At 35.4% G+C, this 25,047-nt stretch carries 28 protein-coding genes; all 28 read right to left on the bottom strand.

Translation table 11 applies throughout. From position 1 onward, the window contains the following. Nucleotides 1-63: 63 nt before the first annotated feature. Nucleotides 64-549 (bottom strand): ribonuclease HI, encoded by a 486-nt coding sequence (rnhA, locus tag SD1D_RS05650; RefSeq protein ID WP_058258031.1) that lies wholly within the window; start codon nt 547-549, stop codon nt 64-66. 10 nt (nt 550-559) lie between these two features. After that, the gene (locus SD1D_RS05645; protein WP_058258030.1) at nt 560-2,242 is read right to left on the bottom strand and encodes a MutS-related protein; all 1,683 of its coding nucleotides are present in this window, start codon (nt 2,240-2,242) and stop codon (nt 560-562) included. Nucleotides 2,243-2,454: 212 nt separating this feature from the next. Further along, nucleotides 2,455-3,657 carry a C40 family peptidase gene (locus tag SD1D_RS05640; protein WP_058258029.1) on the bottom strand — a complete coding sequence of 401 codons (1,203 nt, stop codon included), beginning with the start codon at nt 3,655-3,657 and terminating at the stop codon, nt 2,455-2,457. A 339-nt stretch (nt 3,658-3,996) separates the two neighbouring features. Next, nucleotides 3,997-5,475: a stage IV sporulation protein A gene (spoIVA, locus tag SD1D_RS05635; RefSeq protein WP_058258028.1), complete on the bottom strand. Its 1,479-nt coding sequence runs from the start codon at nt 5,473-5,475 to the stop codon at nt 3,997-3,999. A gap of 112 nt (nt 5,476-5,587) precedes the next feature. Further along, nucleotides 5,588-6,190, bottom strand: coding sequence for a signal peptidase I (lepB, locus tag SD1D_RS05630; RefSeq protein ID WP_058258027.1), 603 nt, complete (start codon nt 6,188-6,190; stop codon nt 5,588-5,590). Between the two features lie 197 nt (nt 6,191-6,387). After that, the gene (locus SD1D_RS05625; protein ID WP_058258026.1) at nt 6,388-7,398 is read right to left on the bottom strand and encodes an NAD(P)H-dependent glycerol-3-phosphate dehydrogenase; all 1,011 of its coding nucleotides are present in this window, start codon (nt 7,396-7,398) and stop codon (nt 6,388-6,390) included. Between the two features lie 14 nt (nt 7,399-7,412). Next, the gene (gene plsY, locus SD1D_RS05620) at nt 7,413-8,042 is read right to left on the bottom strand and encodes a glycerol-3-phosphate 1-O-acyltransferase PlsY (protein WP_058258025.1); all 630 of its coding nucleotides are present in this window, start codon (nt 8,040-8,042) and stop codon (nt 7,413-7,415) included. A gap of 2 nt (nt 8,043-8,044) precedes the next feature. Beyond that, nucleotides 8,045-9,370, bottom strand: coding sequence for a ribosome biogenesis GTPase Der (der, locus tag SD1D_RS05615; protein WP_058258024.1), 1,326 nt, complete (start codon nt 9,368-9,370; stop codon nt 8,045-8,047). A gap of 58 nt (nt 9,371-9,428) precedes the next feature. Beyond that, complete coding sequence (locus SD1D_RS05610) at nt 9,429-10,742, bottom strand: DUF512 domain-containing protein (protein ID WP_058258023.1); 1,314 nt, start codon at nt 10,740-10,742, stop codon at nt 9,429-9,431. Nucleotides 10,743-10,780: 38 nt separating this feature from the next. Further along, the gene (gene pgeF / locus SD1D_RS05605; RefSeq protein ID WP_058258022.1) at nt 10,781-11,632 is read right to left on the bottom strand and encodes a peptidoglycan editing factor PgeF; all 852 of its coding nucleotides are present in this window, start codon (nt 11,630-11,632) and stop codon (nt 10,781-10,783) included. Nucleotides 11,633-11,646: 14 nt separating this feature from the next. Beyond that, the gene (locus tag SD1D_RS05600; RefSeq protein ID WP_173803194.1) at nt 11,647-12,000 is read right to left on the bottom strand and encodes a YraN family protein; all 354 of its coding nucleotides are present in this window, start codon (nt 11,998-12,000) and stop codon (nt 11,647-11,649) included. 19 nt (nt 12,001-12,019) lie between these two features. Continuing rightward, nucleotides 12,020-12,364, bottom strand: coding sequence for an EscU/YscU/HrcU family type III secretion system export apparatus switch protein (locus SD1D_RS05595; RefSeq protein ID WP_058258020.1), 345 nt, complete (start codon nt 12,362-12,364; stop codon nt 12,020-12,022). Between the two features lie 63 nt (nt 12,365-12,427). Next, entirely contained in the window at nt 12,428-13,189 is a 762-nt protein-coding gene (locus SD1D_RS05590; protein ID WP_330398648.1) for a ribonuclease HII, read from the bottom strand. A gap of 32 nt (nt 13,190-13,221) precedes the next feature. Beyond that, nucleotides 13,222-14,079, bottom strand: coding sequence for a ribosome biogenesis GTPase YlqF (gene ylqF / locus SD1D_RS05585; RefSeq protein WP_058258019.1), 858 nt, complete (start codon nt 14,077-14,079; stop codon nt 13,222-13,224). Nucleotides 14,080-14,095: 16 nt separating this feature from the next. Continuing rightward, nucleotides 14,096-14,683, bottom strand: a complete 588-nt coding sequence (lepB, locus tag SD1D_RS05580) for a signal peptidase I (protein WP_058258018.1) — start codon at nt 14,681-14,683, stop codon at nt 14,096-14,098. Between the two features lie 178 nt (nt 14,684-14,861). Next, nucleotides 14,862-15,209 (bottom strand): 50S ribosomal protein L19, encoded by a 348-nt coding sequence (rplS, locus tag SD1D_RS05575; protein WP_058258017.1) that lies wholly within the window; start codon nt 15,207-15,209, stop codon nt 14,862-14,864. A gap of 141 nt (nt 15,210-15,350) precedes the next feature. Further along, nucleotides 15,351-16,112, bottom strand: a complete 762-nt coding sequence (gene trmD, locus SD1D_RS05570) for a tRNA (guanosine(37)-N1)-methyltransferase TrmD (RefSeq protein WP_058258016.1) — start codon at nt 16,110-16,112, stop codon at nt 15,351-15,353. A 41-nt stretch (nt 16,113-16,153) separates the two neighbouring features. Next, a complete protein-coding gene (gene rimM / locus SD1D_RS05565; RefSeq protein ID WP_087758791.1) occupies nt 16,154-16,660 on the bottom strand; it encodes a ribosome maturation factor RimM in 507 nt (168 codons plus the stop codon). Between the two features lie 99 nt (nt 16,661-16,759). After that, complete coding sequence (locus SD1D_RS05560; protein ID WP_058258014.1) at nt 16,760-16,990, bottom strand: KH domain-containing protein; 231 nt, start codon at nt 16,988-16,990, stop codon at nt 16,760-16,762. A gap of 33 nt (nt 16,991-17,023) precedes the next feature. Then, the gene (gene rpsP / locus SD1D_RS05555) at nt 17,024-17,266 is read right to left on the bottom strand and encodes a 30S ribosomal protein S16 (protein WP_058258013.1); all 243 of its coding nucleotides are present in this window, start codon (nt 17,264-17,266) and stop codon (nt 17,024-17,026) included. A 77-nt stretch (nt 17,267-17,343) separates the two neighbouring features. Then, nucleotides 17,344-18,687, bottom strand: coding sequence for a signal recognition particle protein (gene ffh, locus SD1D_RS05550; protein WP_058258012.1), 1,344 nt, complete (start codon nt 18,685-18,687; stop codon nt 17,344-17,346). A gap of 1 nt (nt 18,688) precedes the next feature. Continuing rightward, the gene (gene ylxM / locus SD1D_RS05545; protein WP_058258011.1) at nt 18,689-19,063 is read right to left on the bottom strand and encodes a YlxM family DNA-binding protein; all 375 of its coding nucleotides are present in this window, start codon (nt 19,061-19,063) and stop codon (nt 18,689-18,691) included. A 181-nt stretch (nt 19,064-19,244) separates the two neighbouring features. After that, nucleotides 19,245-20,657, bottom strand: a complete 1,413-nt coding sequence (locus SD1D_RS05540) for an oxaloacetate decarboxylase subunit alpha (RefSeq protein ID WP_058258010.1) — start codon at nt 20,655-20,657, stop codon at nt 19,245-19,247. 50 nt (nt 20,658-20,707) lie between these two features. Continuing rightward, nucleotides 20,708-21,859, bottom strand: a complete 1,152-nt coding sequence (locus SD1D_RS05535) for a sodium ion-translocating decarboxylase subunit beta (RefSeq protein ID WP_058258009.1) — start codon at nt 21,857-21,859, stop codon at nt 20,708-20,710. Nucleotides 21,860-21,904: 45 nt separating this feature from the next. Next, a complete protein-coding gene (locus SD1D_RS05530) occupies nt 21,905-22,306 on the bottom strand; it encodes a biotin/lipoyl-containing protein (RefSeq protein WP_058258008.1) in 402 nt (133 codons plus the stop codon). A gap of 48 nt (nt 22,307-22,354) precedes the next feature. Then, nucleotides 22,355-22,759, bottom strand: a complete 405-nt coding sequence (locus SD1D_RS05525; protein ID WP_058258007.1) for an OadG family protein — start codon at nt 22,757-22,759, stop codon at nt 22,355-22,357. Between the two features lie 52 nt (nt 22,760-22,811). Continuing rightward, a complete protein-coding gene (locus tag SD1D_RS05520) occupies nt 22,812-24,248 on the bottom strand; it encodes an acyl-CoA carboxylase subunit beta (protein ID WP_058258006.1) in 1,437 nt (478 codons plus the stop codon). Between the two features lie 110 nt (nt 24,249-24,358). Then, nucleotides 24,359-24,991 (bottom strand): regulatory protein RecX, encoded by a 633-nt coding sequence (locus SD1D_RS05515; RefSeq protein ID WP_058258005.1) that lies wholly within the window; start codon nt 24,989-24,991, stop codon nt 24,359-24,361. Nucleotides 24,992-25,047 lie beyond the last annotated feature (56 nt).

Here is a 25,047-nt window from a genome sequence, read left to right as displayed (position 1 = left end):
TATAGTTTACATCTCGAATCATTATACCATATGAGCTAATGATTTGAAATTCTAAATTCCCATTTAACCGTTATAAACCACATCATCTAAGAGATTTGTTCCGTCGGCTGCCTCAGTGGCCAGGGTATCACATCGTTCGTTTTGAGGATGACCGCTATGGCCTTTAACCCAGACAAAATCCACCTTATGGGGCTCCATAGCCTTAAGAAGCCGCTTCCATAGGTCAACATTTTTTACAGGTTCATTTTTACCCCTCTTCCATCCCTTCTTAATCCATCCCTCAATCCAGTGTTCATTAAAGGCTTTGACAAGATATTGGGAATCGGAATATAGGGTTACATGGCAGGGTTTTGTAAGAGCCTCTAGGCCTACGATTGCAGCCATAAGCTCCATTCTATTATTGGTAGTCTTTTTATAACCGGCAGAGTATTCCCTAATATGTTCCTGCCCCTTAGAATCTACAAATACTATAATTGTACCATAACCGCCGGGACCGTCTGGGTTACCCCTGGCAGAGCCGTCGGTATATATACTTACTTTAGTCAACATAATTCACCTCTTAATTATCGGAGATTATACTCCATTCTCCAGTCTTCATATATTGGTCTGCTGCATTTTCTGCTTCGATAATAATGTCCTTTGAGTATCCTAAAAGATTTAGAAGTTTAATTGCATTTTTGGATACAGCCCGTCCCTTATATAATTTATAATCAAATAAAACCTGATTTCCTTCAACTTTTTCCCTAAAATGATAGTTGGAATAATAATTTTCCAAGATATAAGTAAGCTCAATATCATGGGTTGCCGCAAAGCAAAGAGCATTTTCCTTAGCAAGTGTGGCTAGAATTCTTGAAGAGGCAGCAATTCTTTCTAAGGTATTAGTACCTCTTAAAACTTCATCAACAAAGCAAAGGATGGGATAGTCGCCTTTGGATTTATCCAAGATTCTTTTTAAGGATTTGATTTCAACGATAAAATAACTTTCATTACTTAAGATATTATCCTTTAAGGCCATGGAAGAATATACAGTAAAATAATTGGCCTTGTATTCTTTGCTTAAGGATGTATATATTGTTTGTGACAATATAGCATTAATAGCTATGGATTTAATAAAGGTGGACTTACCGGAAGCATTGGATCCGGTAAGTAAGGTACAACGATCCTCAGTAATGGAATTAGCTACCGGATTATTAATCAGTGGATGGTAAACTTCACTTACGGACAGTTTCGGATTAGCTTTAGTATGGGATAATTGAGGAAGTGAGTAATATTCCACCATATCACGAAATGAAGCGGCGGCAATCATACTGTCAATAAAACCTACAGTTTTAAAAATTCGCTTCATGATATCCTTATTCTTTTTAAAAAAACTTAACATTATATTATACTTAATTAAGTCATGATGAAAAATCATACGATAATAATCTAAAAGAGCCTCAAGTAAATTGCCGCTTACATTCCTTGCAACTACAATGTAAGATCCTCTCCTAAACTTCTTAAACTTCTTTAAATCCTCAGACAAAAGCTTTACATAGGGTTCTAAGCTTGGAATAGAGATTTTTGCTAAGTCGTCTATACAATCAAGCAGACGAAGCTGGAAGGCAATAATTAATAGAAAATTATCAATTTTTGCCTTATACCTATAATAGCTGATAATATTAAAAACCATAAAAAATAAGCTAAGTCCCACTCCTATCCCCGGATTTATAAAAACATATCCTAAAGAAAGTAATAGTCCAAGAGCCATAAGATAATGGGGTATATTGCTTTCCGGTTTTTGCTCCCCAAGTTTGTTGATATAATCAAATACGGAAATCTTTCTTAGCTTTCCTACTTTATTTAATTTTATCTGAACTTGAAGTCTTTCCTCTTTATTGGACTGAAAAAATTCTATCAGGCGATTTCTTTCTTCTAGTTCTTCTGATGAAAAGCATGGTTTGCGAAGAAGGGCATAAAGATATTCTTCTCCCAAAGAACTTTGAGTATTATTCATAAGTTTGTATATCTCATCCATATCAAGATCATTCCAAGTAATATCATCCACATCTAAATACTGGTCTTTTTCTGTCAGATAAAAGCTCTTAATGGATTTCATTTTATCTGCATTATAATCTTCTTCGGGATAACTTGCCCATTCCCTTTCTAAGTGCTTTTTAAGGTTTTTTTGATATTTTTTATCATTTATAAAACTCCATATAATAAGTCCCAGTACAACTATAGCAAAATAAAATAAGTAGTCCATATATAAACTCCAATCTCATAGCAAATTTTAAAACTTTAATAAATATTGTATTATATCAAGTTTTATTTGTCCATAATCAGTTTAATGACTTAAAAATATTTACAACTTCCATAATATTACATAATAATTACTTTGTCAACCTATATATCTATACTTGAAAATTGACATACAAAAAGAGCGAGATTATTAAAATCTCGCTCTATCATATAAGATTAATCATTAATATATCTTACATATTTAAGAGGTTTTCTATAAGTCAAATTAGATATCTTAATTCCGTCTCTTTTATTGCTTGCATGAATAACCTTATTGTTACCAATATAAATAGCAACATGATTAATATACCCGGTAGAATTATTACCATAGAATACTAAATCTCCTGGCTTTAAGTCAGACTTAGATATTGTTTTACCGCTGGTTGCTTGTTCCCTAGATACCCTCGGTATATTTGTATATCCGTATTTCTTATATACTAATCTTACAAAACCGGAACAGTCAACTCCACCGTCTGCTGAGAAGCTATTGCCACCCCATTTGTATGGATAGCCTAAGAATTTTTTAGCATAGTTAACAAGTTCCAATCTTAATGAAGATACTCCGGGTCCTAATTCTAATTCTTCTAATGTATAAGCATGGGCTAACTTATAAGAAAGATTAACAAAATCTTTTGCAACATATCCGATAGTACCTGTCTCACTGTCATCACCGTCTAAGCTAACCTTAACCCATTTGTTGTACTTATGTTCCTCCCCATATACAACAACCAAAGGATCTAATACTAACAGTTCTTCTCCCTTTGCCACATAGTCTAGAATTTCAACTGATTCATCTGAAGAGGGCTCTGTTCTTACGCGAAGTCCGTCTGTATTAGCGGTTGCAATATGATTGGCAATAGTTAAGGCCTTCTTGGATGCTTCCTGTCCGACAATTAGATATTCACTTTTTACATAACCGGTCGCATTACCGGATTTAATCTTGGTCCATCCGTCTTTATCAGGTTCTAGAATATCACAACCGGCATCTTTAGGCATCTTACCGACAATTTTACCATTTTCACTGGGCTTTTCCCGAATTAATAAATTTGTGTCAACATTTGCTATACCTATATTATTAAATCCGGGAATTGGAATTTCATTAGAATTTTTATTTGTTTTAGTATATTTGGTAGTTTTACTACTCTTTGTGCTTTCAATAGATGAAGAAGTGATTTCATCTTTTTTTGTATCGGATGTTGATTTAGTGGATAAAGAAGTTTCCTTAGAAGTTTCTTTCTTGCCCTTATCGATCTGTATAGCTGTCTCTGCTTTATCGTATGGATAACCGGCAACTGCAATTTCAGCTGCCATAGCAGATGCTGCAGATATAAATACGCCCGTAACAAAAATCAAGGAAAACTTAATTAGCTTCTTATCCATGATGAAAAATCCTCCAAATTTTCTTCCATTTACCAAGTATAAACTTTATACTTTGTATAAGATTTATACTTTATAAAAATGGAAAGTTTAAAATCAATTGTTACATAAATATTAAATATGTTACGTAAATATTATATCAAAGACGGATAAATTTGTCAACTCTGTGTCAAAAATTTCTTATATTTCGGCACAATTAACAAATTGAGGTAAATATAAAAGACGAATTGCATATATAAAAAAGAGAAAGGCTATCTAAGTACAATTTTTTTTGTATTAGATAGCACTTTTTTAAGTTATTTCTTGATTATTTTAACAATAAAGCCTATGTTTCGATAATAGTTAAATTATTATACAAATAATACCACCGTTACTGTCATTAATAATCTTTTGCATTGTTTCCTGAAGTTTTAGCTGACTTTCATCAGTAAGTTTATTAACTTTACTGCTAATGCCATCGTTAACCAACTGACGAATGGTTTTTCCGAATATATTGGTTTCCCATATACCCTCAGGATTTTCCTTAGTATTTTCATTAATATAATTTATCAAATCCTTTGCCTGATCTTCTGAACCGACTATAGGGGCTACCTCGGTCATAATTTCTGCCCTAATCATATGAATAGAAGGTGCATTTGCTTTAATTTTAACACCATATTTATTACCATGTTTCATAACTTCTGGTTCTTCAATACGGATTTCATCTTGCTGGGGTGAAACTATACCATATCCCTTACTTTTTACCTGATTAACAGCCTGAGAGACTTTTTCAAACTCAGCCTTTTTTTCAGCCAACTCTTTTAATGTGGCAATAAGTTGATATTCTCCGCTAATGGGAACACCGATTAAATCACTTAGTATTCTGTAGTAATACATGTCATCAAGTTCCACATTAACATCTACTGTCCCATCTTGCATATTTACTCTGTCTAGCTTAAATCGTTTTACATACTCACTGTCGGTAAGTAAATTAGAGGGATTGGCATCTTTTACTCTGGTAATATTTTGGAACATATTCTTTACAGCGCTGATTAAATCTGACTTTAACCAGTGGTCAGATGATAGCATTTCTGCCCATTTTGGCATATAAAAATTAACCTCTGTAATTGGAAATACCGAAAGAATATTTTCCATTATCTTATGGATATCTTCCTTATTCAATTGTTCACAGTTAATCGGCATAACTGTTACGTCATATCTTTGTGCTATTTCTTCTGCTATTCTTATAGTGTCATTGGAATAAGGCTTATTAGAATTTAATAATACAATAAATGGTTTACCAAGACGTTTTAATTCCTCAATGGTTTTTTCTTCAGGAATCATATAATTATTTCTTGGTATTTCTCCGAAACTTCCGTCTGTAGTAACTACAATGCCGATGGTTGAGTGATCATTGATTACTTTCTTGGTACCAAGCTCAGCTGCTTGGGAAAAAGGAATTTCATAATCATACCAGGGTGTTTTTACCATCCGTTCTTGTTCATTCTCAATATGACCTGAGGCTCCTTCAACCATATAGCCTACACAATCAATAAGACGGATTTTTACCTTTGTTTCATCATTCAGTGCTATTTCAGCGGCTTCCTTAGGTATGAATTTAGGTTCGGTAGTCATAATGGTTTTTCCGGCTGCTGCCTGAGGCAGTTCATCTACTGCCCTTTCTCTGCTATGGACATCTTCTATTCCCGGTATTACCAGAAGATCCATAAATCTTTTAATAAAAGTGGATTTTCCTGTTCTGACCGGACCTACTACACCTATGTATATTTCACCGCCTGTCCTAGCCTGAATATCATTATAAACATCAAACTGCCCTAACATATGTAAACCTCCTATTGGTTATAGTTAAAGATATGCTGGGCAGTATAATTCTATGATATTTGATATGTACTTGTTATACTTGAAATTTTAAATATTAAAAATAATTTATCTTTTACTGTAATTTACCGATTTTATTAAATGGATAAAGTCTAAAAGAAGCTTTTCCTTCTACATGGCTTATATCTATAAGGCCAAACTCTCTGCTATCTCTGCTATGTTCTCTGTTATCTCCCAGTACAAAAAGCTGGTTTTCTCCTACAGTAACAGGAAATTCAATATAAGTTGCATTTGTATCACCTTTAGCATAAGGCTCCTCTAAGCGTTCTCCGTTCTTATAGACATATCCGTCTTTAATATCTATAATATCCCCAGATGTACCGATTACTCTTTTAACCAATCTGTCTTTATTATCATCTTTTGGTCTTGTAAAAGGAAGAATATAACTGACAGAGCGTAAAAATTCTTCGGTAAAGGAGCCAATTTCCCTGCTTTTATAAAAGATAATAATATCACCGGCTTTAGGACTTTTATTTTTATATGCCAGGCGGTTTATAAACAATATCTGATCTTCAAATAAAGTATCTTGCATAGAAACTTCTTTAACCGTTGCCATGGCAAATAATTGACTGTTAATTAAAGCTGAAAAAAATAATGCCAGAACAAATAAGATAACCCAGCTTTTGATTTCTTTAAAAATCTTTACCCAATCTTTCATATTTGTCTATCCTTTCTATTATAGTTGCTTCATTTTGTCATATTAAATCCATTTATAGTATATTCTTGGAATATTATAGCTTTAAAATTTAATAATGTAAAGACAAAAAGCAAAAAAATATAAAAATAAGACAAGTTCAAATTTTTGTCTTATATTACATTTTGAACTTGCCTTTATATATATAATTATACAAAGATTTAATCCCATTCCAAGGTCTTATATTCAATACGCTTGTCCCTTACTAACAGATCGGCAGCAGCATCTTTAGCTGATTTTCCTTCAAATAAAACCAAATTAATCTGTTCTACTATGGGCATTTCTACTTGGTATTTTTGTGCCAGTGCCAGTGCTGCTTTAGCAGTATTAACACCTTCAACCACCTGACTTACTTCTTTATGAACTTGCTCTAAAGTATAGCCCTTACCTATAAGATAGCCTGCCTGCCTGTTTCTGCTGTGGCGGCTGGTACATGTAACAAATAAATCACCAATTCCGGATAAGCCGGAGAAGGTTTCCATGCAGCCTCCCATTTTTATACCAAGGCGACTAATTTCAGCTATTCCCCGGGTCATTAAGGCTGCTTTAGTATTGTCACCAAAGCCTAGGCCATCTATAATACCTGCAGCCAGTGCTATAACATTTTTAAGGGCGGCACCCAGTTCAATTCCAATCATATCAGGACTGGTATAGACCCTAAAAACTTCATTCATGAAAACGTCCTGTATAAAATGGGCTGTTTCCTTGGATGAAGCTCCTACTACAATAGTAGTTGGAATTAGACGGCTTACTTCTTCCGCATGGCTAGGTCCTGACATAACTGCAATATCTGCCTGAGGGATTTCCTCTCTAATAACATCGGCAAGGGTAAGAAGCGTGTTATTTTCTATTCCTTTTGACACATTAACAATTATCTGTCCTTCTTTTATATAGGAACTGGCTTCTTTAGAAGTGGCTCTGACATAAGGGGAGGCAACAGCCATAACAATTATGTCTTTATTAGTACAAGCCTCTTTTAAATCTAAGGTAATCTTTATATTTTCGGGAAGCTTAGCCCCGGGAAGATTTTTCAGATTATCTCTAGAAGCTTCTAAACTTTTAGCTTCCTCTTCTATTTTAGTCCAAAGGGTAACCTCATGACCATTATTTGAAAGTAAAATTCCAAGTGCAGTTCCCCAAGTTCCGGCCCCAAGTATACCAATTTTAAACATGAACTACCTCCTTTTTAACCTTTATTATCTATTTTTATTCTTTGTCCTAATTTGTTTTCTGTACCCCTAAGCAAGCGTTTGATGTTGGAACGATGTTTTATAATAGCCAATATAGTATATGCCGAAGCTACTATGAGCATATGTAACTCATTAGGATAACGAACCTTAATCCAAATGGGGAACAATAATGCTACTAATAAGGATCCGACAGATACATATCTGGTAACTGCCACTGTAATAACAAAGATGGGCAGACCAAAAGGTATAATCCAAGGATCGAAAGAGGCCATGGCTCCTGCTGTAGCTGCAATCCCCTTACCACCCTTAAATTTTAACCATACAGGATAATTATGTCCTAATACTACACCAAGTCCTGTATATAAAACAAGTAAATTAATATATTCAAATTGAGCAAAGAAAACATATTTAACAAATAAGATAGCTATTACGGCTTTTAGCATATCCCCTAGAAGGGTTAATAAACCTGCCTTGGCACCCAAGGTCCTTAAGGCATTTGTTGTTCCTGAACTTTTGCTTCCGTACTGGCGGATGTCAACTTTATTTAACTTGCCGATAAAAAATCCAGTAGAAAAACATCCAAATAAATATCCGAAAAATATACAAAAAATAATTTTTGTAAACATTTTTAAGAGTTCTCCTTTCGCTCCCTTATAAAGAACTTTAAGGAAGTCCCGGCAAATCCGAAGGCCTCCCGGATTTTATTCTCAATATATCTGGTATATGAAAAATGCATTAATTTTTTATCATTAACAAATATAACAAATGTAGGAGGTTTAACAGCTACTTGAGTTATATAATACAATCTAAGCTGCTTACCCTTATCAGAAGGGGGCTGCTGTAGGGCTGTGGCTTCAGCCATGATCTCATTTAGTACACCGGTAGAAATTCGAAGATTTTGATTTTGAATAACTACCTCTATAAGATCAAATAGTTTATTAAGCCTTTGTCCTGTCTCTGCAGAAATAAACAGTATTTCAGCATAAGGAATAAAGGATAATACGTTTTTTATATTTGCACTAAATTTATTAACTGTATTACTGTCTTTTTCAATAAGGTCCCATTTGTTAACAGCAATAATAATACCTTTGCCCCGATCATGGGCAATTCCTGCTATTTTAGCATCCTGTTCTGTTACACCCTCGGTGGCATCTATAACAAGGATTGCTATATCGGCTCTTTCTACGGCCGCTACAGTACGGACTATACTGTAATGCTCAATATCTTCTTTGATTTTACTTTTTCGTCTAAGCCCGGCAGTATCTATTAAAATATATTCTTTTTTATTTCGTCTTATTGGTGTATCAATGGCATCTCTGGTAGTTCCAGCAATATCTGATACAATAACACGGTTCTCTCCCAACAACTTATTAACTATGGAAGATTTGCCTACATTGGGTTTACCTATTATGGCAATTCTGGGTCTTTCGTCTTCTTCATCCCAATTTGATATGTTTTTAAAATGTTTTGTTACTTCATCCAACATATCTCCAAAGCCCAGCTTTGAGGAAGCGGAAATAGGATGAGGATCACCTATACCCAGGTTATAGAATTCATAAACATCAGGCATAAACTTTTCAAAATTATCTACTTTGTTTACTACTAACACGATAGGCTTGTTGCTTCTTCTTAGCATATCTGCCACTTTAGAATCCGCATCAACAAGACCTTGCCGTACATCAACTAAAAATATAATAACATCAGCCGTATCTATAGCAATTTCTGCCTGCTCCCGCATATGGGCAAACATTTCATTCTTCGTATCCGGTTCAATTCCACCGGTATCTATAAGTGTAAATTGTGTATCTAACCATGTAACATCGGCGTAAATCCGATCTCTGGTAATTCCCGGTGTATCCTTAACTATGGATATACGCTCTCCTGCCAGGGCATTAAATAAGGTGGATTTACCTACATTGGGTCTTCCGATTATGGCTACTATTGGTTTACTCATAATGTACTCCTAATATATAATAATATGGTGTTTATAATAATGTTTCCAAAAAAATTATTTAAACATTCAATATAGTATCAATAAATGCTTTTCCATCTGATTGTACAATAGAGATTTTGGTTTGTAAAGTTTTTTCAATATCCTTGACGGTAATATCATCTAATAAGACCTCTTCCCCCCTACGAAGAAGAACCTCCGGTAAAAGCAAGCTTTTACCTAGGTTTTTACCTTTTAACTGTTTTATAATATCACCGCCGGTTAAAAGACCTGCAACGGTTATGTTTTTTCCAAAGAAATCATTCTCTATTGTATATAGGTTTATTTTGATATTTGGATATTTATCCTTAAGATCAGACGCCATCCCTGATATATATGGGCCGGCTAATACTCCCGTTGCTATGGATATTTCCTTTTCTCTATTATCACCGGGTAGTTCTTTAAGATATTCTTTAAACTCATCTGTAAAAGATCTTAACATACCTACCCCGTTTTCTAACTGAGGATACCCTTCATAAGCCTCCTCATCAGGAATAGGAAGGCCTGCATTGATATACCATTCATCTCCGGCATAAATGAATCTTGTTTGATAATGGGTAAGAAAGATATTCTGCCAGCGATGAATTGTTTCAAGGACCTCTATAGAGTCCTCTTTAGAAAAGGGCTCAAGGGGTGTCAGCTTATCTCTAAATTTTGTGATTCCCACCGGAACAACAGATACACTTTGCATTTCAGGAAGGAAGGCAGAAAGATCATGGATAGTCTTTTCAAGTTCTTCTTTATCATTCCAGCCTTTGCAAAGTACAATCTGTCCATTCATAGTAATACCGGCTTCTTTTAGCCGCTTTATCTTTGAAAGAGAACTTCCTGCAAAACGATTATTTAACATCTTACATCTTAATTCTTCATTGGTTGTATGAATGGAAATATTAATCGGTGATAATTTATAAAATATTATTCTGTCAACTTCTTCATCACTTAGATTGGTTAATGTGATGTAATTGCCTTGTAAAAAGGACAATCTGGCATCATCATCCTTAAAATATAAGGTATCTCTCATACCGGGGGGCATTTGATCTATAAAGCAAAAGATACACTTATTTGTGCAGGATCTGTAAGTATCCATAAGCCCTTCTTCAAAAACTATTCCTAGATCATCATCAAAATCCTTCTCAATCTCAAATTCCCATTCTTCTCCATCGGGTTTTTTGACAAGAAGATTTAAAAATTCGTCTTTAATAAGATAATAGTAATCCAAAACATCTTTTATCTTACTATCATTAATTGATATTAATTCATCACCGGGAGCTAATCCCAGCTCATGGGCAATACTTCCTTCTTCAATCTCTTTAATAATGTGTGCTTTATTCTTCATATAATACACCAATTTTCTTTCATTATGTTATTTGTTTTCTAGTCTTTTATAGCCAAAAATGCCGCCAGACTTCCTCTTAGGCCCTTACTTTTTCTATGGGAGAATAAAAGCTCGCTATTACAGGAGGTACATACACCGCTGATATGGATATTCTCCTCAAAAAGTCCGGCTTCTAACAGAACTCTTTTATTTGCCTCCCATAGATTAAGCTGATAACGTCCTCTATGGTTTTTAGTCAGTATAGATATATTATCCCCTTTTATGGAAAATGCATTCTCAAATTGACTAGCTACATCCTCTCCCACTTCATAGCAATCCATACAGATAGAAGGTCCTATAAGGGCAATTATATCTGTGGCTTTACTGCCAAATGCCTTACCCATTTCATCAACGGTTTTTTGTCCGATACGGCCTACGGTTCCCTTCCAACCGGAATGTGATAGGCCAATAGCTTTATTTTTTGGATCTACAAAGTATAAGGGGACACAGTCAGCATATTTTGTTACAAGGGTAATATTAGGGGTATTTGTAATCAGTCCGTCTATCTCCTTATAATCTTTTGAGATCATAAAGCCTTTACCCCTGTCTTTTTCATCTACTAAACGAATATTGGTTTTATGAACCTGATCAGATATAACTAGGGAATCGGCTTCTACTCCGATACTTTCAGCAATTCGAATATAATTCTCCTTTATATTGTCGGGATTATCCTTATAAGGGGAGGAATCCGCTCCCAAATTCATAGAAGAAAATATACCTGTACTGACACCACCAAGTCTGGTAGAAAAACCATGAACGATAAAAGGTATATCAGATAAGGGGGGAAATTCAATATAAGGAGCCGCAGCCCCCCGGTTAAGCCTTGCCTTATTACTATCTTTAAATGTCATCTTTAAGCCTCCCTTTAGTAGATGCCTTCAAAAGCATTCTTAATAAGCGTAAATTCATTATCCAGTATAACAACGATATCAAAACGGCAGGGTGTATCTACAGGGAGTTTATGAAATTGCATATAGGTTAAGGCAGATCTAACTATTCTTTTTCTTTTTCTATAATCAACGGCTTCAGAAGGAAAACCATACTTACATGCAAAACGATATTTTACCTCTATAAAGCATAGATATCCATCAGATTTTCCGATTAAATCAATTTCCCCTAACCTACATCTAAAATTCTTATCTATAATAACATATCCCTGCTCTTCCAAAAATTTGGCCGCCTTTTGCTCATATTTAAAGCCAAGCTCTCTTTTATTCACACCACATACCATCCTAATATTAACTCAATTTACTTTTCAGCTGATCCATCTTATCTACAAAGACAAGAATTTCAGCCACCACTTCATATAACTCAGGAGGAATATAAGATCCCAGTTCAAGTCTAGATAAGGTATGGGCTAAGTTTTCATCCTTATGAATAGGGATATCCTCCTTATTTGCCTCTTGTATTATTTTATCGGCCATATAGCCCTTGCCGGTTGCAATAATCTTAGGGGCAGCATCATCTAGATTATAGGACAAGGCTACTGCTGTCTTTTTCTTATTAATTCCTGCCTTCTTGTCACTTTCCTTGCTGGTATTATCACTGATATTTATATCATGGATATTATTATGGTTTTTCATAACCGGCCCTCCCGTCATAATCCCCTATTTTTTTGGCAATCCTTTTGGCAACTAATTGTTATGCTATATGTAATTTTTAATAAAACTCATACGATGTATGGGGCTTGGACCCAAACGTTTAAGAGCAGCTATATGGTCCTTTGTACCATATCCTTTATTCTCTGCAAAACCATAACCGGGAAAAATCTTATCATAGGCAATCATCATCCTATCCCTTGTAACCTTAGCAAGAATACTGGCTGCTGCTATGGATATACTCTTTGAATCTCCCTTAACTATGGGAACCTGGAGAATGGATATATCCGGTATGGTTAAGGCATCTATAAATAAAATATCAGGTTTAATTTTCATATTATTTATTGCCTGCCTCATGGCAGAAAAAGTTGCTTGAAGGATATTGATTTCATCAATCTTATTAGGAGGGATACTGCCGATACCATAGGAAATGGCATTTTTTAAAATAATATCATAAATTTCATCCCTCTTTTTTTCCGATAGTTTCTTGGAATCATTTAAATATAAGATATCACAATCCTTAGGAAGAATAACGGCAGCAGCTATTACAGGGCCTGCAAAGGGGCCTCTTCCCACCTCATCTATCCCGCATATATAAGCATAATCTTTATAAGTTTGCTCATAATGCTTCATTGCATTAAGACGTTCTATTTCTTTTTGATAAGCCTCAAATTTTGACTGATATTGGCGGCAGATATTAATAACACCGCTTCTTGTATCTGCTTTATATTTTTCTAATAAAGCCGGAATAAGACTTATATCTGCCTGCATAAATTCCAGCTTTACTTGGGCAATTGTAACTTGGCTCAAAAAACTACACTTCCTTTTTCTTGTATTTATTTTTAAGGAAACTCCAAGGTTATCCTTCCTAAGCGAACATTTCTAAAATCATCCAGTACTATCTTAGCTGCTCTTTCTATATCCGCTTCTCCACCTTTCATAAGGCATGAGCGCTTTAGGGCTATTTGTTCTAAAGTACCTATGCAATCTTTTATAACTTCCATTTCCTGTGGAACTTCAATATCATAACGTTTCTTAATAGCATCGGGATAATATTTGTTTAGAAAAAGTATCAGCTCTAAGGCAAGTTCCGTCATTTGTATTATATTATCATTTATAGAACCGATAAATGCAAGTCGCATTCCCGCAGCAGGATCCTCAAACTTTGGCCATAAAATACCGGGGGTATCAAGAAGTTCTATCTTAGAACTAAGCCTAATCCATTGTTTACCTTTGGTTACACCTGGCTTGTTACCGGTTTTTGCTGTGGCTCTTCCAACAAAGCTATTGATAAAGGTGGATTTTCCCACATTGGGAATTCCTACTATCATGGCCCTGATAGGTCTGTTTTTTATTCCCTTTCGTCTGTCTCTTTCTAATTTTTCCTGACAGGCCTTATATACAATATCTTTAATCTCTTTTACCCCTTCACCGCTTTTTGAATTGATTAAGGCTGTATAATAACCTTTATCATCAAAATAGCTTTTCCATAAATCATTGTATTTGGGATCGGCCATATCATATTTGTTTAGTAAAATCACCCTGGATTTATTCGCAGCTAAGCTGTCAATATCAGGATTTTTACTTGATATGGGAATCCTGGCATCTACTAATTCAATAACTACATCAATTAATTTTATGTTCTCCTGCATCATACGCTTGGCTTTAGCCATATGACCGGGATACCATTGTACATTCATTTTATTACCTCATTTTCTAATCTTGTGATTTTTTTAAATTAAGCTTACTTATAAAGTTAAAGGGAGATAATCTAAGGGCTGCCTTTCCTACTATTTCATCTCTTCTTATATTGCCTATACTGGCAAATCGGCTATCTTCGCTGTTATTTCTATTATCACCTAAGACAAAGTATTCATTATCCTCTAAGGTGATTTCTTCTGCAGCCAGTCCGTAATTGACCATCTCTTCAGCATTGACAATATCTTCAATCTCTTCCCCATTGATATATATTTTTCCTTCTTTTATAAGAATAGTTTCCCCGGGAAGACCGATAATACGCTTAATATTATAAAAGCTATGTTCTTTTCCGCTTTGTTTAAATACTATGACATCAAAACGCTTTGGATCAGATACACGATATGAGAATTTATTAATTATAATGGGGTCATTGGCATAAAGGGTGTTTTCCATAGAAATTCCTATAACATTGGTTTTTTCAACACAATAGTATATTATGAAATATGCAAGGAAGATAACTGCAGCAATTTGTGCGGCCCATATTAGTATTTCAATAAGTATTTTCTTAACAAGAGAATTTTTATCTTTTTCAAAATCAAAATCCATGGCAGTCCACTCCTTACGGTATACATGTAAATAAGCAGATTATATCTTAGGATTAATCTGCTTAGATTATAATTATTATATATGTAATTTACCAATCTTACAATATCTTTATTGGTAATTCAAAAAGCCTGTAGCCAAAAAAAGGACTATACACAAGGTATGTCCTTTTTTGCATTAATTATTTTAATAATTCTTTTACCTTAGCCTTCTTACCAACTCTATCACGGAGATAGAAAAGCTTAGCTCTTCTAACTTTACCACGTCTTACAACTGTAATCCTGTCAATGCTAGGACTATGAAGTGGCCAAGTTTTTTCAACACCAACACCGCCGGAATTCTTTCTTACGGTAAAAGTTTCTCTTGAACTACCGTTTTGTCTCTTAATTACAGTACCTTCAAATACCTGTAATCTTTCACGGTTTCCTTCTTTAACTTTTGCATAAACTTGAACTGTATCACCAACATTAAAATCAGTAATATCGGTTCTTAATTGTTCAGCTTCAATTTCTCTAATAATATCGTTCATTTTTGTGACCTCCTATTTATTTAGATGTTCTTAATACATAATGTAACAGAGGACCATCCATCTCACAATATCTAACTTTATCATATATGATTATATAAAGCAAGTATTTTTTTCTTTATTCTTATAAATTATTCATATGCCTCATAATTCTTTTGAAAGGCCGGTAAGATATTCTCTTTCCTCTTTTGTAAGTACTGCATTTTCCAATAAATCAGGACGTCTTTCAAAGGTGCGCAAAATAGATTGCTTTCTTCTATATTCTTCGATCTTAGCATGATGTCCCGATAGTAATACCTCAGGAACTTTACGGCCCATAAAGACTTCGGGACGGGTATATTGGGGATATTCTAAGAGATTGTCTTTTAAGGATTCAAATTCGGAGGAGGCTTCATTATTCAGTACACCGGGTATCAACCTGGCAATTGAATCAATCATTACCAAGGCAGGCAGTTCTCCTCCCGTAAGAATATAATCCCCGATGGATATATTATCTGTAACAATCATTTCAAGAACCCGTTCATCAATTCCTTCATAATGACCACAAAGGAAAATCAAATCTTCTTCTAAAGAAAGCTCCTGTGCCATAGTTTGATTAAAGATTTTACCCTGGGGGGTAACATAGATAACCCTTGGCTTTTTTAAGGAGCTTTGGTCCTTTTTTTGTGATTTTATATGGTTTACCAAATATTCATAGGCTTTATATACAGGCTCTGCCTGAATAACCATCCCAGCTCCTCCCCCATAAGGATAGTCATCTACTCTTTTATGTTTGTCACTGGAAAAATCTCTGATATTAACAGCATTGACAGATATGAGGCCCTTTTCAATTGCCCTTTTCGTTATGCTGGTATTAATGGTGTTTTCAATCATTTCAGGAAATAATGTCAGAACATGAAAATTCATTTATCCCTCCGTACCTTTTAAAAAGGTTACCTAAAGTAATTTTATATTAATCCATCCATTAGATGGACTATAATCTTCTTCTTACCTATATCAATATCTAGGATACATTGTTTAATGAAAGGAAGTAATATTTCTTTATTGTCCTTTGTTTTTACCACAAAGACATCATTGGCAGCAGAAGTAAGGACTTCGGTTAAGATGCCCAGTTCATTTCCCTCATCTGTATATACTTCTGAATTAATAAGATCACATATAAAATATTCATCCTCTTTTAATTCTATGGCCTCTTCTCTTGATACCAAAAGATCCTTGCCTTTGTATTTTTCAATATCATTAATATTATTAATACCTTTAAATTTTAAGATAATAAGCTGTTTAAAATATCTAACCTGTTCAACTTCTAAGGCCAGATACTCCTTACCTGTATCTAGAAAAACTTCTTTTAGATATTCAAAGCGATTAATATCGTCTGTAGTGGGAAATACCTTTACTTCCCCTTTTATGCCATGGGTGGTTGTGATGACTCCTATTCTTAGATAATTATCCATTTGATTTCTTCCTCTTATAATAGTTATAATAGATTCTTCCATTTAATATATAATAAATAAGGCTGTTGTATCTTTTACAACAGCCTCCATAAAAAAGGATTATTGCATAATTTCCACTACTACTTTTTTGTCATCCTTAGTTGCGGCTGCTTTAACTACGGTACGTATGGATTTTGCAATCCGGCCTTGTTTGCCAATCACCTTACCCATATCTTCAGAAGCTACCTTCAATTCAACAATGATTGACTTGTCAGTTTCTCTTTCCGTAACTACAACCTCATCGGGATGATCTACTAGTGATTTAGCAATTACCTCAACTAATTCCTTCATTTTGCTACCTCCATATGGGTGCGAATGATTCTATTAAAGAATACCGGCATTTTTGAAGATCTTACCTACTGTTTCTGTGGGTTTAGCACCATTAGCTAACCACTTCTTCGCAGCTTCTTCATTTACATTAAAAGCGCTGGGATTCTGTGTAGGATCATAAGTACCGATTTCCTCAATAAATCTACCGTCTCTAGGTGATCTGGAATCAGCAACAACTATTCTATAAAAAGGAGCTTTCTTTTGTCCCATTCTTTTTAATCTGATTTTTACAGCCATGTCTTCACCTCCTTGATAAGTAATTATATTGAAATGTTATCAGGTGTAAAATACATCAAATAACACAACAAAACTATTTAAAATCCAAAGGGTAACTTAAAGCGACCCCTTTTACCCCCTTTGCCCATCATACCGGTCATTTGTTTCATCATCTTTTTCATTTGGTCAAATTGCTTGACAAGGGCATTTACCTCAGATATATCAACTCCGGCACCGGCGGCAATTCTTTTTTTACGGGATAAATTAATTATGTCCGGATTTGACCTTTCTTCCTTAGTCATGGAATAAATTATGGCCTCGGTTCTTGATAAGGCACCTTCATCTATTTCTACATCTTTTAATTGCTTTCCCATACCCGGAAGCATACTTAAAATATCTGATATTCCACCCATTTTTTTAACTTGATGCATTTGTTCTAGGAAATCATTGTAATCAAACTCAGCTTTTTTAATTTTTCTTTCCATTTCACGGGCTTTATCTTCGTCAAACTGAGCTTGGGCTTTATCGATAAGGGTGAGAATATCTCCCATACCAAGGATTCTAGAAGCCATACGGTCAGGATAAAAGGGTTCTAAGTCTGAAAGCTTTTCCCCCATTCCGGCAAATAATATGGGTCTGCCTGTTACTGCACGAATAGATAAGGCAGCACCGCCTCTGGTATCCCCGTCAAGCTTAGTAAGAATAACTCCGTCAATTCCAAGCTTATCGTTAAAATTCTGGGATACATTAACTGCATCTTGTCCTGTCATGGCATCTACTACCAGAATAGTTTGATGTATATTAAGATTGGATTTGATTTCCTGAAGTTCTTCCATCATGGCTTCATCCACGTGGAGCCTTCCTGCAGTATCAAGTATAACAACATTATAGCCATTCTTTGAGGCATGCTCCATAGCAGCTTTTGCAATATTTAAGGGCTTGTGTTTATCTCCCATGGAAAATACACTGACACCCTGTTTTTCACCGTTAATCTTTAACTGATCAATAGCTGCAGGTCTGTAGATATCACAGGCAACCAGTAAGGGCTTTCTACCCTTAGATTTTAACTTACCTGCCAGCTTGGCTGTGGTGGTGGTTTTACCGGCACCTTGAAGACCACACATCATAATTAAGGTAATTTCACTTGGAGGCATAAGCTGTAATTCCACAGCACTACCGCCTAAGAGATTTACCATTTCCTCATTAACTATTTTAATTACCATCTGACCCGGAGTAAGGCTTGTAAGGACGTCCTGTCCCACTGCCCTTTCCTGTACAGAAGAGATAAAATTCTTAACAACCTTAAAGTTGACATCTGCTTCAAGCAGGGCCATTTTTACCTCCCTAAGGGCTGTTTTTACATCAGCTTCTGTCAGACGGCCTTTTCCTTTTAATCCTTTAAAAATATTTTGAAGCTTTTCGGATAAATTATCAAACGCCATATCATAGCTCCTTTAATATATCATCTGCCAATGTTTCGATTTCATGTATCATATTAAGGTCTCCGGATTTTGAAATCTCAGAGCAAGTATCTTTAATATTTTCTATCATATGCTTTACTCTGGTGAATTTTTTTAACAGAGATAATCTGTCCTCATAATCCTTCAACTCTTTGGTGCAGCGTTTTACAATATCATGGACTCCTTGGCGGGTTATATCTAATTGGTCAGCGATTTCACTTAATGATAAATCATTTAAGATATAATCTTCAAATACACGTTTTTTATTGTCGCTTAATAGCTCCCCATAAAAATCATATAGCATTGATAAATTAATTAGTTCATCAAGTTTTGAGTCCCTAGATTCAACATCTAACATAAAAACACCACCTGTAAAGCTTTTTTCTTTACAGGTGGTAGTATACCTAATTCTTATACAATTGTCAAGTAAAAAATATTAATCTTAATATTATTTTATCTGTTCTATTTTAGGCAAAATAAAAGCTGTCGCTTCAGGATTTTCTAATCCTTAAAACGACAGCCCAGTTTTTATATTAGTTTTATACAGGATAAGCTTTATTCTCGCTATCGCCCTCTGTTACATCAACACCTGTCTTTTGTGCCTGACGGTATTTGAAATATTCCATAGCAACCTGAGGGAATAAAGCATAGGATAATACATCCTCATCCTGCTCTTTCCATTCGGCAATTTCAGCCTCAATTTTTTTAAGCTCAGGCTCAAGTAAATCAGCCGGTCTGCAAGTTATAGGCTTTTTATCACCGATAACCTTTTTCTGAACCTCTTTATTAAAGGGTTTTGCAGTTCTACCATATTCACCGGATAAAAGAGCCCTAGATTCCTTTGTTACCATCTTATAGCGTTCCCCTGTCAGTACATTTAATACGGCCTGGGTTCCTACAATTTGGCTTGAAGGTGTAACCAGTGGCGGTTCACCAAAATCCTTACGGACTCTGGGAACTTCCTCAAGAACTTCATAGTATTTATCTTCTGCTTTTTGCTCCTTAAGCTGAGATACCAGATTGGATAACATTCCGCCTGGTACTTGGTATAGTAAAGTTTTGATATCAACACCCATTACCTTAGGGTTAAGTAAACCTTTTTCTAATGCCTTATCCTTGATAGGACGGAAATAGTCCGCAATCTCTGCCAGGAGCTTCTGATCATAGCCGGTATCATATGGAGTACCTTTGAAAGTTTCTACCATAACTTCTGTAGCAGGTTGGCTGGTACCCAGTGCAAAAGGTGACATAGCAGTGTCTATAATATCACAACCGGCCTCTACTGCTTTCATATATGTCATAGATGCCACACCACTGGTATAGTGGGTATGAAGATTAATAGGAATTTTTACGGCCTTTTTAAGAGCTGTTACCAATTCGGTAGCTTGATAAGGAACCAATAGTCCGGCCATATCCTTAATACATATGGATGAGGCACCTAAAGATTCTATATCCTTAGCTAATTTTACATAATAATCTATGGTATATGCATCTCCTAGGGTATAGCATATAGCAATCTGAGCATGGCCATTTTCCTTGTTGGTAGCTTTTACTGTGGATTCAAGGTTTCGCATATCATTTAGGGCGTCAAATATACGGATGATATCGATACCGTTTGCAATGGATTTTTGAACAAAGTATTCTACAACATCATCTGCATAATGACGATATCCTAAGATGTTCTGACCACGGAAAAGCATTTGTAGTTTAGTGTTTTTAAATCCTGCTCTTATTTTTCTTAATCTATCCCATGGATCTTCCTTAAGAAAACGTAAGGAAGCATCAAAGGTAGCTCCACCCCAACATTCAACGGAATGGTAGCCTACTTTATCCATTTTTTCAATTACCGGCAGCATCTCTTCGGTGGACATTCTTGTGGCTATCAAAGATTGATGTGCGTCACGAAGAATAGTCTCCGTAATTTTAACCGGTCTTTTTGCTTGTTTAGCCATTAATTTACCTCCTGTTCATTATAGACCTTATATAAGGCCCATTAAGCTGTTTAACCAAAAACAGATAGAAATACACCTGCAACTACGGCAGTACCGATAACACCTGCCACATTAGGGCCCATGGCATGCATCAGTAAGAAGTTGGTAGGATCTGCTTCTGCTCCTACCTTCTGGGAAACCCTAGCAGCCATAGGTACTGCAGATACGCCGGCAGAACCAATCAAAGGATTGATTTTGCCTCCGCTTAATTTACACATTAATTTACCAAAAAGAATACCGCTGGCAGTTCCAAAGGCAAAGGCAACCAGGCCCAGTGCTACAATTTTTAAGGTACTTAAGTTAAGGAAGGTTTCTGCACTGGTAGTTGCACCTACTGAGGTACCCAGTAGTATTACTACAATATACATTAATGCATTGGATGATACATCTGTTAATTGACGTACAACACCACTTTCACGGAACAAGTTACCAAGCATTAACATACCTACTAAAGGTGCCGTATCAGGTAATAAAAGTACTACTATGATAGTAACAACTATAGGAAATAGTATCTTTTCTAACTTGGATACCGGTCTTAATTGCTCCATCTTAATCTTACGTTCTTTCTCGGTAGTAAGAAGCCTCATAATCGGAGGTTGTATAATAGGAACAAGAGACATATATGAATAGGCTGCAACAGCAATCGGTCCTAATAGTTCAGGTGCCAGTTTTGTAGCTAGAAATATTGATGTAGGTCCGTCAGCACCGCCTATTATGGAGATAGATGCTGCTGCTCCGTCAGTAAATCCAAGTAAAACTGCTCCAAAATACGCTGCATAAATTCCAAACTGTGCTGCTGCCCCAAGTAAAAAACTAGATGGGTTGGCAATTAAAGGACCAAAATCGGTCATGGCCCCTACACCTAAAAAGATTAGGGATGGCCAAATTCCATACTCGTCACCTAGATAGAAATAACGCAGTAGTCCGCCGGGAACCACATCTCCGTTGGCATTAACGGAAGGCTGAGCCATAATACCGGGAAAAAGATTAACCAGCAGCATTCCGAATGCTATAGGAATAAGCAAAAGTGGTTCATAATCTTTTTTTATTGCCAGGTATAAAAGAAAACAGGCAACAGCAATCATTATAAGATTTTTATAAGTAATTTGATAGAAACCGGAAGCTTCTAATAAATTAACTAATGTATTTACTAAATAGTCCATTTTCAGTCCTCCCATAAGGGGATTTGCAAATGAAATCCATATTTTTTAGTTTAATGTAGCTAATAAATCTCCTGCTTCTACTGATTGGCCGGCACTTACATTAATGCTGGCTACAGTACCGTCTTCAGGAGCAACTATTTCATTTTCCATCTTCATGGCTTCAAGAATAAGAATTACATCGCCCTTCTTAACAGCCTGCCCTACATTAGCTTTTAAGGATAATATCTTACCGGGCATGGGTGAACTAACTTTTATATTGCCTTCAGCACCAGAGGCTGCCTTTGGCGCGGGAGCTGGAGCCGGAGCTGCTTTTTGTACCGGAGCTTTTGGTACGGGAGTGGGAGCCGGTGCTGCTACCGGTGCCGGTGCCCCAGAGGATACTCCTGTATTTTCTTCAACAGATACTTCATAAGTGTTGCCATTAACAGTGATTGTATAATATTTCATGATATAAATCCTCCTTGTGTTCTGATTAATAACCGCTTTGTACGATTATTATATCCTTCTATTATTTATTTTTCGAATGGAGCGGACGGTAAAACCACCGGCTGAAAGATCGGATGAGTTATCTGACTGGTAGGCATGTATTGCTGCAGTAATTACCGCTACCAGCTCATGATCATTCATTAAATCTGCTTCTTCTAGTCTTTCAATTTGTGTAACCTTATTATCTACAGAAGCAGTTCGATCATCCTGATCTTTCTTTACACTCTTTTCTCCCGATGTGGGATTAGGTAAGTATTTGAACAAGCTAATAATAAATATAATTAAGGTTAAAACAACAAATACAATACCCATTCCTAAAACGGTATTAAGTGCTCCTAACTTTATCCTTTCAGATAAATGCGCTTTTGATAGAAGGATCATAGAATTTGATATACCGTAATTTATTATGGTCATAATATTAATCAAACCTTTCTTAAATGATTAAAAAATCATTGCTTAACACAGCCTAGAAGGAGCCGTGTTTTCTAACTGGCCTTGCTTCACTCTTTAAATATAACATTTCAAATGCATATACTAAATGCTTTCTGACAGTTTCGGCTTCTATAATATTATCCACATAACCTCGTTTTGCTGCCGAAAGAGCTCCGTTTTGCAGTGAAGCATATTCTTCAGATTTTTGATTTATTGTCTCAGCTGATTCTCCATCATAGATAATCTGGGCAGCTAACTTAGCATCCATCATTCCCAATTCAGCATTTGGTAGAGCAAAGACATAATCCGCTCCAATATGTTTTGAATTCATGGAAATATATGCACTACCATAGGCTTTACCTATAATTAGGTTTACTTTTGGTACCGTGGCATCGGCAAAAGCATAGGTAAGCTCTGCTGCTGCTTTAGCCATGGTCTTTTCTTCATTAATATCAGCCTTGTAGCCGGTTACATTGGTAAGTGTAAGAATAGGAATATCAAATGCATCGCAAAAACGTACAAAACCAGCCGCTTTTTTGCAGCCTTCTGTAGTAAGGGTAGGGTCAAACTGATCTATAACCTGCCCATTATCATCTAGAACCTTGGTTCTGTTAGCTATTGCACCTATGGTTATACCATTTAGGCGGATAAAGCCGGTTACAATTTCTTTAGCATATTCAGATTTGACTTCATAGAAATAATTATTATCAGAAATATCGATTATTGCATATTTTGTATCTTCCAATTCTGCAGAAAAGTTCGGAAGAATACGGTTTAAATCATCACTGCATTCTATTACATTGCCAGCTTCTTCGTTGTTAGAAGGAAGCAGTGTAATAAGTTCACGAATCTTATTTAATACATCAAGTTCGCTAGAACCAACATAATCAACAGTGCCTGATTTTGCATTAAAATCAGCACCGGAGGTATCTAACTTTTGCTTATGGTTTCCTTGCAAAGAGTTAGGAGTTTGCAAGAAAAGTCTTGCATTATTTCCCTCAATAAATGAAAAATCACTTAAGGAAGCCATAAGGGCCAGACCACCGCCACAATTACCAAAGATAGCAGTAATCTGAGGAATAACACCGGAAGCCATAACTTGCTTCAAGTATATTTCCCCAAAGCCATTTAGAGCATCGGTAGCTTCTTGCAATCTCATACCTGTTGAATCAATTAATCCGATAACAGGTGCGCCCACCTTAAGTGCCAAATCGTATAATCTTGTTATTTTTTTTGCATGCATTTCACCGACAGAGCCTCCTAGGGAACTTGCATCCTGACTAAATACATAAACAGGATTACCGTCAATAAGGCCATAGCCGGTTATAACGCCGTCATTAGGAATTTCCTTCTGCTCAAGGTTAAAGTCAGTACTTCTTTTTGTAACATATGCACCGACTTCAACAAAACTATTATCATCAAGCAGTGAAGTAATTCTCTCCCTTGCAGATAGTTGTGCAGTATTAGACATTTTCAGCCCTCCATTTTTCTAAATCTAGTAGAAAACCAATTTTCTGCCAATTTTAATTGTATAATAAATATAAAGAAAAGGCAAGTAGTAATAGATTTTTTATAATTATTTTATATATCCAAACATTTGTGGATTTTATCCAGATTAAATCCTTTTCGATATAAGGATGTAATCAATTTTTGCTTTTCTTCCTTAGTCAAACATGTAAGGTCCTTATATTTTTTCTTTATATGCTTATTGATAGCTAAGATTTCCGGATCCTTATCTTCTGCACTAGTTTGATATTCATTAAAAATAATTTTTTCTATAGTGTCCCTATCTATACCTTTTTGTAATAATTTTGATTTAAGTACCAGTTTACTTTGCTGATACATTTTTGAACGAATATAATTAGAAGCATATCTTACATCATTAAGATAATTGTATCCTTTTAAATACTCTATGGTTCTATCAATAATTTCATCTGTATAATATGCATCTTTAAGTTTTATATAAAGCTCGTACTGAGTCCTATCTGCAAACTTCAATATAGCCAATGCCTTTTGTTTTGCACGGCGATAGACGGTCTCTTCTATTATTTTATGGTAAGTTTCTTCAGAAAGATCTAATCCCTTTTTAAGTCCATATAATTTAATATCCTGGCTATATAATAAAAAGGCAAAGTTATAATCTAAATATATTTTATATGCCTTTTTCTTTTTACTGTGGCCTAGATTTACTTCTAAAATATCTGTAACTATCATATAAGGCTCCTAATAAATTATATTTTATTTAACAAAAAGCTGTCCATTGGCCGAAC

This window comes from Herbinix luporum, from assembly GCF_900070325.1.
Classification (GTDB): domain Bacteria; phylum Bacillota; class Clostridia; order Lachnospirales; family Lachnospiraceae; genus Mobilitalea; species Mobilitalea luporum.
The sequence above is the reverse complement of the archived record's forward strand: the minus strand, read 5'-3'. Positions and strand labels throughout refer to the sequence as shown.

Bases quoted from the DNA above. Each gene is read 5' to 3' on its own strand.
- rnhA (WP_058258031.1), bottom strand. From the start codon at position 549: ATGTTGACTAAAGTAAGTATATATACCGACGGCTCTGCCAGGGGTAAC.
- SD1D_RS05645 (WP_058258030.1), bottom strand. From the start codon at position 2,242: ATGGACTACTTATTTTATTTTGCTATAGTTGTACTGGGACTTATTATA.
- SD1D_RS05640 (WP_058258029.1), bottom strand. From the start codon at position 3,657: ATGGATAAGAAGCTAATTAAGTTTTCCTTGATTTTTGTTACGGGCGTA.
- spoIVA (WP_058258028.1), bottom strand. From the start codon at position 5,475: ATGTTAGGGCAGTTTGATGTTTATAATGATATTCAGGCTAGGACAGGC.
- lepB (WP_058258027.1), bottom strand. From the start codon at position 6,190: ATGAAAGATTGGGTAAAGATTTTTAAAGAAATCAAAAGCTGGGTTATC.
- SD1D_RS05625 (WP_058258026.1), bottom strand. From the start codon at position 7,398: ATGTTTAAAATTGGTATACTTGGGGCCGGAACTTGGGGAACTGCACTT.
- plsY (WP_058258025.1), bottom strand. From the start codon at position 8,042: ATGTTTACAAAAATTATTTTTTGTATATTTTTCGGATATTTATTTGGA.
- der (WP_058258024.1), bottom strand. From the start codon at position 9,370: ATGAGTAAACCAATAGTAGCCATAATCGGAAGACCCAATGTAGGTAAA.
- SD1D_RS05610 (WP_058258023.1), bottom strand. From the start codon at position 10,742: ATGAAGAATAAAGCACACATTATTAAAGAGATTGAAGAAGGAAGTATT.
- pgeF (WP_058258022.1), bottom strand. From the start codon at position 11,632: ATGACATTTAAAGATAGTAATAAGGCAAGGCTTAACCGGGGGGCTGCG.
- SD1D_RS05595 (WP_058258020.1), bottom strand. From the start codon at position 12,364: ATGAAAAACCATAATAATATCCATGATATAAATATCAGTGATAATACC.
- ylqF (WP_058258019.1), bottom strand. From the start codon at position 14,079: ATGAATGTACAATGGTATCCCGGTCATATGGCTAAAGCCAAGCGTATG.
- lepB (WP_058258018.1), bottom strand. From the start codon at position 14,683: ATGGATTTTGATTTTGAAAAAGATAAAAATTCTCTTGTTAAGAAAATA.
- rplS (WP_058258017.1), bottom strand. From the start codon at position 15,209: ATGAACGATATTATTAGAGAAATTGAAGCTGAACAATTAAGAACCGAT.
- trmD (WP_058258016.1), bottom strand. From the start codon at position 16,112: ATGAATTTTCATGTTCTGACATTATTTCCTGAAATGATTGAAAACACC.
- rimM (WP_087758791.1), bottom strand. From the start codon at position 16,660: ATGGATAATTATCTAAGAATAGGAGTCATCACAACCACCCATGGCATA.
- SD1D_RS05560 (WP_058258014.1), bottom strand. From the start codon at position 16,990: ATGAAGGAATTAGTTGAGGTAATTGCTAAATCACTAGTAGATCATCCC.
- rpsP (WP_058258013.1), bottom strand. From the start codon at position 17,266: ATGGCTGTAAAAATCAGATTAAAAAGAATGGGACAAAAGAAAGCTCCT.
- ffh (WP_058258012.1), bottom strand. From the start codon at position 18,687: ATGGCGTTTGATAATTTATCCGAAAAGCTTCAAAATATTTTTAAAGGA.
- ylxM (WP_058258011.1), bottom strand. From the start codon at position 19,063: ATGTTAGATGTTGAATCTAGGGACTCAAAACTTGATGAACTAATTAAT.
- SD1D_RS05540 (WP_058258010.1), bottom strand. From the start codon at position 20,657: ATGGCTAAACAAGCAAAAAGACCGGTTAAAATTACGGAGACTATTCTT.
- SD1D_RS05535 (WP_058258009.1), bottom strand. From the start codon at position 21,859: ATGGACTATTTAGTAAATACATTAGTTAATTTATTAGAAGCTTCCGGT.
- SD1D_RS05530 (WP_058258008.1), bottom strand. From the start codon at position 22,306: ATGAAATATTATACAATCACTGTTAATGGCAACACTTATGAAGTATCT.
- SD1D_RS05525 (WP_058258007.1), bottom strand. From the start codon at position 22,759: ATGACCATAATAAATTACGGTATATCAAATTCTATGATCCTTCTATCA.
- SD1D_RS05520 (WP_058258006.1), bottom strand. From the start codon at position 24,248: ATGTCTAATACTGCACAACTATCTGCAAGGGAGAGAATTACTTCACTG.
- SD1D_RS05515 (WP_058258005.1), bottom strand. From the start codon at position 24,991: ATGATAGTTACAGATATTTTAGAAGTAAATCTAGGCCACAGTAAAAAG.